The sequence below is a fragment of the Hydrogenophaga intermedia genome (assembly GCF_023715105.1).
Classification (GTDB): Bacteria; Pseudomonadota; Gammaproteobacteria; order Burkholderiales; family Burkholderiaceae_C; genus Hydrogenophaga; species Hydrogenophaga intermedia_A.
Genome location: NZ_JAMBNO010000073.1, coordinates 1 through 1,302 on the forward strand (window position 1 = coordinate 1; position 1,302 = coordinate 1,302).

The 1,302-nt window shown below is 62.4% G+C and carries 1 protein-coding gene; it reads right to left on the reverse strand.

What is annotated here, in order from left to right; genetic code table 11:
* Window positions 1–39: 39 nt before the first annotated feature.
* A protein-coding gene (locus M3149_RS22610; RefSeq protein ID WP_251711604.1) for an IS3 family transposase occupies window positions 40–1,238 on the reverse strand; the annotation gives its coding sequence in 2 pieces (ribosomal slippage) (window positions 40–971 and window positions 971–1,238; 1,200 coding nt in all).
* Window positions 1,239–1,302 lie beyond the last annotated feature (64 nt).

A 1,302-nucleotide genomic window follows, 5' to 3' on the forward strand; every position in this document is an offset into this window, starting at 1 on the left:
TGACCTTGCCCTCGTTCTGTGTAGCTCTTAGCCCGACGATTACGCGGCCTTTTTTCGCTGTGCCTCGTACCAGCGTTGCTCGAACTGCATCGGGCTGAGATAGCCTAGCGACGAATGCAGCCTGCGGTGATTGTAGAAAGCCATCCAGTCCATCACAGCCTGCCTGGCCTGCTCTCGGGTGGCGAATTTGTGGCCATGCACGCTGGCCGTTTTCAGTCGGCCCCAGAAGCTCTCGGTCGGCGCGTTGTCCCAGCAGTTGCCCTTCCTGCTCATCGAGGAACGCATCTTCCAGTCTTTCAAAGCATCCTGGAACTCGCCGCTGCAATACTGGCTGCCCCTGTCGCTGTGGAATATCAGACCAGGCGGCGGGCGCCGCCGCCACCACGCCATGGCCAGCGCGTCCTTGACCAAACTGGCCTGCATGTGCGGCTGCAGGCTCCAGCCCACCACCTGGCGGCTGAACAGGTCGATGACCGCAGCCAGGTACAGCCAGCCCTCGTCGGTGGCGATGTAGGTGATGTCGCCACACCACAGGTGGTTGGGGACCTCAGGGTTGAAGCGCCGCTGCACCAGGTCTGGTGCCACCGGCAGGCTGTGTTTGCTGTCAGTCGTCACCACAAACTTGCGCTTGGTTCTGGCTCGGATGCCGTGCTGTTTCATCAACTTGCGCACCCTGTCCTTGCCCACCCGGATGCCCCTGGCCAGCAGTTCCTTGTGCATCCGTGGCCAGCCGTATTCACCCTTGACCTCGGCATGGATGGCGCGGATGTGGGCCAGCACAGCTTCGTCACTGTGCCGGGCGCCGGGCCTGCCAGCCATGTCCCGTGGGCGGCGCAGCCAGTTGAAGTAACCGCTGGCGCTGACCTCCAGCACGCCGCAGGAGATGCTCGCCGGGTACTGCTGCCTCATTTGGTGAATCCAGGCGTACCTCGCAGCGTGTCCTGCGCGAAGTACGCCGCGGCTTTTTTTGCGATGTCGCGCTCCATCCTCAGGCGCGCAACTTCCGCTCGCAAACGCGCTATCTCCATCTGCTCGGGCGAGACCCGTACAGCCTTGTCCTCGCCCCCAACGCCGCTCAACGCACCTTTGGCAGCCTGGCGCACCCAGTTGCCCAGGCTGGCCTTGGGTATCCCCAACACCTTGGCCACCACCGCGATGGCCTGGCCCCCACCCACCTGACGCACCGCCTCCAACTTGAATTCCTGCGTGTATTGCGCACGCACCTGCTTGGCTTTCATTCCTTGACTCCTTGTCGGTATTTTCAACAAGGGCTAAGAACTCCACTTTTCAGGGGCAAGGTCA